9 protein-coding genes are annotated in these 7,005 nt (G+C 63.3%); 2 read left to right on the plus strand and 7 right to left on the minus strand.

Going from position 1 to position 7,005, the window contains the following annotated elements:
* Positions 1–417: hypothetical protein (locus ACREE8_RS23865; protein WP_431575521.1), on the plus strand; the 417-nt coding region annotated here is incomplete at its 5' end.
* 48 nt (positions 418–465) lie between these two features.
* On the opposite strand, the gene ACREE8_RS23870 is transcribed toward ACREE8_RS23865, so the two are convergent.
* Positions 466–858, minus strand: coding sequence for a GFA family protein (locus ACREE8_RS23870; protein WP_431575522.1), 393 nt, complete (start codon positions 856–858; stop codon positions 466–468).
* Between the two features lie 418 nt (positions 859–1,276).
* Here ACREE8_RS23870 and ACREE8_RS23875 point away from each other — a divergent pair, with 418 nt between their 5' ends.
* Positions 1,277–1,765 (plus strand): VOC family protein, encoded by a 489-nt coding sequence (locus tag ACREE8_RS23875; protein WP_431575523.1) that lies wholly within the window; start codon positions 1,277–1,279, stop codon positions 1,763–1,765.
* Between the two features lie 71 nt (positions 1,766–1,836).
* On the opposite strand, the gene ACREE8_RS23880 is transcribed toward ACREE8_RS23875, so the two are convergent.
* The 6 genes from ACREE8_RS23880 to ACREE8_RS23905 all read right to left on the minus strand — a co-directional run.
* Positions 1,837–2,565: a class I SAM-dependent methyltransferase gene (locus ACREE8_RS23880; RefSeq protein WP_431575524.1), complete on the minus strand. Its 729-nt coding sequence runs from the start codon at positions 2,563–2,565 to the stop codon at positions 1,837–1,839.
* 103 nt (positions 2,566–2,668) lie between these two features.
* Complete coding sequence (locus tag ACREE8_RS23885; RefSeq protein ID WP_431575525.1) at positions 2,669–3,433, minus strand: hypothetical protein; 765 nt, start codon at positions 3,431–3,433, stop codon at positions 2,669–2,671.
* A gap of 322 nt (positions 3,434–3,755) precedes the next feature.
* Entirely contained in the window at positions 3,756–4,778 is a 1,023-nt protein-coding gene (locus ACREE8_RS23890) for an ABC transporter ATP-binding protein (RefSeq protein ID WP_431575526.1), read from the minus strand.
* Complete coding sequence (locus tag ACREE8_RS23895; protein WP_431575527.1) at positions 4,775–5,815, minus strand: ABC transporter ATP-binding protein; 1,041 nt, start codon at positions 5,813–5,815, stop codon at positions 4,775–4,777. The genes ACREE8_RS23890 and ACREE8_RS23895 overlap by 4 nt, the downstream gene beginning before the upstream one ends.
* Before the next feature lies 1 nt (position 5,816).
* Positions 5,817–6,698: an ABC transporter permease subunit gene (locus ACREE8_RS23900; protein ID WP_431575528.1), complete on the minus strand. Its 882-nt coding sequence runs from the start codon at positions 6,696–6,698 to the stop codon at positions 5,817–5,819.
* The coding region (locus tag ACREE8_RS23905) for an ABC transporter permease subunit (protein ID WP_431575529.1) at positions 6,691–7,005 on the minus strand (315 nt) is incomplete at its 5' end. The genes ACREE8_RS23905 and ACREE8_RS23900, both read right to left, overlap by 8 nt.

Here is a 7,005-nt window from a genome sequence, read left to right on the forward strand (position 1 = left end):
ATCGAGCTCGACCCGAACGAGGCCGACACCAGGGCTGCACTATCCGACATCGCGGTCTTGGCCGGGCGGGTCGAGGAGGGCCTTGAGCACATTCGCAAGGCGTTCCGGCTGAACCCGCTTCCGGCAAGTTGGTACTATCTGACGCTCGGCCAGGCGCAGTATGCGGCCGGCGAATACGAAGCCGCTGTCGAGACACTGCGCAGGGACGAGACTTATCGTACAAGCTCACGCCGTTTCCTGGCGGCAAGCCTTGCCCAACTGGGCCGGCTCGACGAGGCGCGCGCAGAGGTCGAATTGTTCCTCGTCGGCAACCCGCATTTCACAACCCGTCACTGGGCCACGACGGAGCCATTCCGCGACGCTGCGACGCTGGAGCATTTCGTTGACGGCTACCGCAAGGCCGGTCTCCCGGAGTGACGCGCCGGCGTGACCTCCCAAACGGCGCCTTCGCACCGTTCGTGCCACCTACTTCTCAAAGCGACCCGTGGTGTCACGATTGCGGTCGTATCGTCTCGTGAGCGGAAACGGTGGCAACCAGGACTCGCGACGGACGGTCCAGAGTTCGTAGGTTGGCCTCAGCTGGTCGGGGGCATCCAGAGATCCCAGGTTCACTTCGATTTCGTCGCCGCTGCGCCCGAAAATGGAGGAGCCGCAGCGCGGACAGAAAAACCGCCCGGCATAGTCGCGTGTTTCGCCCTCGATCGTCACCGCATCCTGAGGGAATATCGCGGACGCGTGAAAAAGGGCCCCATGATGCTTGCGGCAGTCGAGACAGTGACAAATGCCGACCCGGTATGGGAGTCCCGCCGCCACAATTCGGACGTTGCCGCACAGGCAACCGCCGGTGAATCGGTCCATGCTGCGTCTCCTATGACATCAAGCGGTCGGAATGGTTACAGCGGACCGCACCGTCATTGCAATTGCCCGCCGCGGGCGGGGCGCATCGTTCTTCCGCAATTTTATCGTTCTTTCAATGTGTTCCGTCTGACTCTCAGGCCGGGTTTTAGAAGGCTGTGGCGTAAATGCAGCTCTCATCGTCACCGGAGACGGTGCGCCAGCTCTCCCTCATTCCAGAACAGATCTGGCGCCGGCATCCGCTATTGAGCCGAAGCGGACCGCCACTTTGATCGAGCCACGGCCCGAATCTGGCCTCAGAACTGGCAGCTCCGGTAGCGCTATAACCTTTTCGCTGTTGCTGGCGGAACGCCGAAGGACACGAATGCATTCTATATTCGTGATGTACTGTTGATGGACTTCAGAAGCAAAGGAACGAGACATGGCAATGGCCAAGAACACGATCTGCGTATGGTACGACAAGGACGCCGAGGCTGCGGCTCGCTTCTACGCCAAGACTTTTCCTGACAGCTCGGTGGGTGCCGTCCACCATGCTCCCAGCGACTACCCGTCCGGCAAGGCGGGCGACGTGCTGATGGTTGAATTCACGGTCGCCGGCATTCCCTGTCTCGGCCTCAATGGCGGGCCCGCCTTCAAGCATAACGAAGCCTTCTCGTTCCAGATCGCCACGGACGATCAGCAAGAGACCGACCGCTATTGGAACGCCATCGTCGGCAATGGCGGCCAGGAAAGTGCGTGCGGCTGGTGCAAGGACAAATGGGGCATCTCTTGGCAGATCACGCCGCGCGTGCTGATGGAGGCGATGGCTGTCGGCGGCGATGAAGCCAAACGCGCGTTCGAGGCGATAATGGATATGAAGAAGATCGACGTTGCCGTGATCGAGGCGGCGCGGCGCGGCCGACGATCCTAGCTTGACCCCACCCGAACCTTCGGCTTCGGGCGAGCGGCGGCAGAGAGGGTTGGAAAACGGTCGTTTGCGGATCAGTCTGCGACGACGAGCCGGTATCCTGCGTCATATTCATCGAGGGTGAGCAATTCGGCGTAGCGGCGCTCCCATTCGCCGGTTTCAAGGTCTCGCCTCAGATTTTGCAATCCCGCATCGGCGTTGCCGATGGCCCAAAAGGAAGAGCTGCCAGAGCGAATGCGCGTATCCAGATAAGCCGAGGGCCTTCGCCAGTAAGCATAGAGGAATCCGTCGCTGCAATCATGGGGCACCGGAACCGGTGCGATCCGCACGGAGCCCAGCCATCGCTCATAGTCGGACATCGTCGGCATCTGGGCCTCGTCCAACGCCGCCAGTTCAGGAAGATAGTCGGTCAGCCATGGTCGGTGCGACGGATCGAAGGTGAGCAGGACGATCCGGCCGCGTGTTACGCGGCGCATCTCGCGCAAGCCTGCCTCCTTGTCGGGCCAATGATGAATGGTCAGGATCGCCATGGCGGCGTCGAAACTCTTGTCATCGAATGGCAGATCGTCGGCGCTGGCCTGAATCGCCTCGGCCGCCGTCGGGCTGCGCTTTCGGATCATCTCGCGCGAAGGCTCGACAGCGATCAGGGATCGATCAGTCGGCTCGTAGGAACCGGTGCCGGCACCGACATTCAAAACGGGTTGCGCTGACCCGAGTGCGCTCTCGATGATCCTGGCGATCCGCCGATCCGGCTTGCGAAGCTCCGCAGAGTTGATTCCGATGCTGTCATATTTCGCGCTCATCGGGTTTTTCTTGCGTGAATCATCGACGTTTGCAAGGTCCGCTGCAGATGCCGGAGGGGCTTCATGGCGCCCCGCTGTCGTTGCCACCGATGAAACTTGCCGATCATTTCTCGACGGTGTAGTTGGCGCATTCGCGGCCAAGACCGCCCAGAGACATCTTATTGCTATCGCAACAGTCCAAACCGTCTCGGCCGACATAGGCGCCGGCCTGACATGCTGCAGGCAAGAGCCTCCTCCAGGTCTGGCCACTGCTGTTCGGGCCACCGCTGCCCATCTTCTCATAGGCGCAACTAAGCGAACGCTGTTTGGCGGGTTCGGCGGCATACTTCCTGTTGAACGCGGCCTGTCCTATTTCGCGACACTCGTCCCAAAATGGCTGGTCAGAGGCCTTTGAAGATTCAGCCGCGGCCAACAGCGCATCACATCCGGCGTATGTCGGGTCGCTCAAACAGTAGACGGCATCACGAGTAAGATTATTGTATTGCTTTTCAAAGCTCTTGCATTGCTCGACCAGAACCTCAGGCAGAGACTGTGCGGAGCATGTCGCTTCATAGAATGCCGGCGTGAAATCGAAGCGTCCCTTGTCGGGGCCGCTACCCCGGTACATGACGTTCAAGCAGGAACCATCCGTGTCGTCAAAGCAAATGCGGCAGATCTCGCCAATCCTGCAAGTGGCAGGGCTGGAGCGAGGACTCGCTGGAAGCGATGCGTACTTCGTCCCGTTATGCTCGGCGTTGAACACCACGTGAGCATCGCAGTTAGATGGACATGAATATCCATCGCTGTAAATGGTGGGAACAAAGCTGTCTGCAACGGCTGGCCAGCTCCAGGAAAGAGCGACGACGCCAAGAGCTATTCTGAGAAACATTTCAACACCTCCGAACGTCCTGAGTGTCAAAATCTCCGCATGATGCTCGTTTGTGGGCCTCGGGCTGGCGATGGAATTAGCTTTGGGACATCGCCCGTCTGTAGTTGGAAGTTTTTCAAGAGGCCCCGCGCGGATTGGATCCAGACAGCAAGGCGCACCTTGGATGCCATAATAGGCGCTATGACCATCCTGACATGACACAATTCCAAGATGGGGTCGAGTCGCTGCCAGATCGTTTCATGCAGCTACGCGACATGCTACGGGGCAATGTCTTCGGCGTCGAAACCTGCGCCAACAGCTGGCGCACGGACCGTGTATTCTCTTAAATCGCGCGCGTCCATTCGCGCCAATGATGGCACGCGACGCTGTGGCCATCGGGCGTGACCTCGAGCGCGGGCCGTTCGGCGGCGCAGATCGAGGTTGCCTTGGGGCAACGCGTGCGGAAGGTGCAGCCCGAGGGCGGATCGAGCGGCGAGGGCAGCTCGCCTTTGAGCACCAGATGCCGGCGCGCCCGTTCCAATTCGGGATCGGGCAGCGGCACCGCGGAGATCAGCGCCTGGGTATAAGGATGGCGCGGCTCGCGGAACAATGTGCGCCGGTCGGCGAGCTCCGCGACCCGGCCCAGATAGAGCACCATGATGCGGTGGCTGATATGTCGCACCACCGAGAGATTATGCGAGATGAAGATGAGGGCGAGCCCGTCCTCGCGCTGCAGCTTCATCAGCAGATTGATGATCTGCGCCTGGATCGAGACATCGAGCGCCGAGACCGGCTCGTCGCAGATCACCAGCTTCGGGCGGTTGATCATGGCACGCGCGATGCCGATGCGCTGGCATTGCCCGCCCGAGAACTCATGCGGATAGCGGTCGAGATGCTCCGGCCCCAGGCCGACACGGGTCAGCATGCCGGTGACGCGCGCGCGGATCTCCTTCTTCGGCAGGTCGGGCTGGAAGGTGCGCAGTGGCTCCGCCACGATCTCGCCGACCGGCATGCGCGGATCGAGCGAGGCCAGCGGATCCTGGAACACGATCTGCATATCGGCCCGCAGCCGTCGCAGCGCCTCCGGCGTGAGGCCCGCCAGATCCTGGCCCAGCCAGGTGACATGGCCCTCGACGCGCGGCAGGAGCCGCAGCACCGCACGGCCCAGCGTCGATTTGCCGGAGCCGGATTCGCCGACCAGACCCAGCGTCTCGCCCGGCTTGAGATCGAAGCTCACCCCGTCGAGCGCCACCAGGGTCGCTTCGCGCCGGAACATACCGCGGCGGATGGGGAAGGTGACATGCAGATCCTTGACCGAGAGGATCGGCTTGGCTTTATCGAGTGCGGGCTTCCCGGTTGCGATCATGGCCTGGGCGTCCCCACGGCCGGCGGTTGATCGAGATGGCAGGCTTTGGCGCGATCCTGTCCGGCGCCGTGCAGCAGCGGTACCTCGCGCGCGCAGCGCTCGAAGGCGAAGCGGCAGCGCGTGCGAAAGGCGCAACCCGACGGCAGATGCTGGAGATCGGGCGGCTGGCCCGGGATGGCGATCAGCGGCGGCTCGTCATCCTCGACCGACATCGGGTCGGCGCGGGGGATCGAGGCCAGCAGGCCGGCGGTATAGGGATGGAGCGGCTCGCGAAACAGATCCTGGACCGTGCCTTCCTCGACGATCCGGCCCGCATACATCACCAGCACCCGGTCGCAGAGGCCGGCGACGACGCCGAGATCGTGGGTGATGATCGCGAGCGCCATGCCGGTGTCGCGCTTGAGTTCCGCCAGCAGGGACAGGATCTGCGCCTGGATCGTGACATCGAGGGCCGTGGTCGGCTCGTCCGCGATGAGGAACTCGGGTCCGCAGAGCAGCGCCATGGCGATCATCACCCGCTGGCGCATGCCGCCGGAGAACTCGAACGGATACATGTCGATGCGCCGCTCGGGCTCGGGGATCTGCACCCGCTCGAGCATCTTGATGGCGGCCTCGCGGGCGCGGGCGCGATCGAAGCCGCGATGCGTGACCAGCACCTCGGTCAGTTGCCGCTCGACCGTGAGGAACGGGTTGAGCGAGGTCATGGGGTCTTGGAAAATCATGGCGAGCCGCGCGCCGCGCAGGCGGTTGAGCTCGGCCGGCGGCAATCCCAGGATCTCGCTGCGGTCGAAACGCACATGGCCGGTCGCCCGGCCGTTGCGCGCCAGCAGCCCCATCGCCGCCATGAAAAGCTGGGTCTTGCCCGAGCCCGATTCGCCGACGATGCCGACGGTCTCGCCGGGGGCGATCGTGAAGCTGACGCCATCGAGGGCATCGATCCGGCTGCCGCCCTCGAGGGCGAACGCGACCCGCAGATCCTCGACCTCGAAGATCGGATCGGTCGAGAGGGCGGGACGGGGTACCGCGATGGCGCTCATCTCAGCGGTCCTTCGGGTCGAGCGCATCGCGCAGGCCGTCGCCGATGAAGTTGAGGCAGAGCAGGGTCACGACCAGCAGGGTCGCGGGATAGACCAGGACCCAGTAGGAGGTCTCCATCACGCGCGCGCCCTCGTTCACCATCGTGCCCCAGCTGGCATTAGGCTCCTGCACGCCGAGACCCAGGAAGCTCACGAAGGATTCGATCAGGATCACCTGGGGCACGGTCAGGGTCGTGTAGATGATGACCGGGCCCAGCGTGTTGGGCACGATATGCCGGCGCAGGATCGCGAAGGTGCCGACGCCCGAGGCATGGGCCGCCTCGATGAACTCCTTGCGCTTGAGGCTTAGGGTCTGGCCGCGGACGATGCGCGCCATGTCGAGCCAGGAGACGGCGCCGATCGCGACATACATCAGGATCTGGTCCCGCCCGAACACGACGGTGAGCAGGATCACGAAAAACACGAAGGGGAGCGCATAGAGGATATCGACGATGCGCATCATGAGGGAGTCGACCCGGCCGCCGACAAAGCCCGCCAGGGCGCCCCAGGCGACGCCGATGACCAGGCTCACCAGCGTCGCGACGGCCCCGATCGAGAGCGAGACGCGGCCGCCATAGAGCGCGCGGGCCAGGAGGTCGCGGCCATTCTCGTCGGTGCCGAAATAATAGCCGAGCGACCAGTCGGGCGGCGCCATGATCCGGTCCCAGTTCACCTCGTCCATCGGATGGGGAGCCAGGAGCGGGGCGAAGATGCAGGCGAGGGTGATGATCGCCAGCAGGATCAGGCTCAGCATCGCCGCCTTGTTGCGGAACAGCCGGCGGCGCGCATCGGCCCAGAGGCTGCGGGGCCGTGCCGGTGCGGACGGGATTGCGAGATCAGTCATAGCGCACCTGCGGATCGAGCAGCCCATAGACCAGATCCGCCAGCAGGTTCAGCAGGATGATGAGCGCGCCATAGAACACGACCACGCCCATCACCAGCGTGTAGTCGCGGTTGAGGGCGGCCTGGACGAAATAGCGGCCGATGCCGGGGATCCCGAAGATCTGCTCGATCACGATCGAGCCGGTGATGATGTTGGCGATGGCGGGCCCGAGATAGGACACGATCGGCGGCAGGGCCGCCTTGACGCCATGGCGCAGGAGAGTGATGCGCTCGGGCAGGCCCTTGGCCCGCGCGGTGCGGATATAGTT

The sequence above is a fragment of the Hypericibacter sp. genome (assembly GCF_050729195.1).
GTDB lineage: Bacteria > Pseudomonadota > Alphaproteobacteria > Dongiales > Dongiaceae > Hypericibacter.

Excerpts from the sequence above, each read along its gene's own strand:
- ACREE8_RS23870 (WP_431575522.1), bottom strand. The coding sequence starts at position 858 with ATGGACCGATTCACCGGCGGTTGCCTGTGCGGCAACGTCCGAATTGTG.
- ACREE8_RS23875 (WP_431575523.1), top strand. The coding sequence starts at position 1,277 with ATGGCAATGGCCAAGAACACGATCTGCGTATGGTACGACAAGGACGCC.
- ACREE8_RS23880 (WP_431575524.1), bottom strand. The coding sequence starts at position 2,565 with ATGAGCGCGAAATATGACAGCATCGGAATCAACTCTGCGGAGCTTCGC.
- ACREE8_RS23885 (WP_431575525.1), bottom strand. The coding sequence starts at position 3,433 with ATGTTTCTCAGAATAGCTCTTGGCGTCGTCGCTCTTTCCTGGAGCTGG.
- ACREE8_RS23890 (WP_431575526.1), bottom strand. The coding sequence starts at position 4,778 with ATGATCGCAACCGGGAAGCCCGCACTCGATAAAGCCAAGCCGATCCTC.
- ACREE8_RS23895 (WP_431575527.1), bottom strand. The coding sequence starts at position 5,815 with ATGAGCGCCATCGCGGTACCCCGTCCCGCCCTCTCGACCGATCCGATC.
- ACREE8_RS23900 (WP_431575528.1), bottom strand. The coding sequence starts at position 6,698 with ATGACTGATCTCGCAATCCCGTCCGCACCGGCACGGCCCCGCAGCCTC.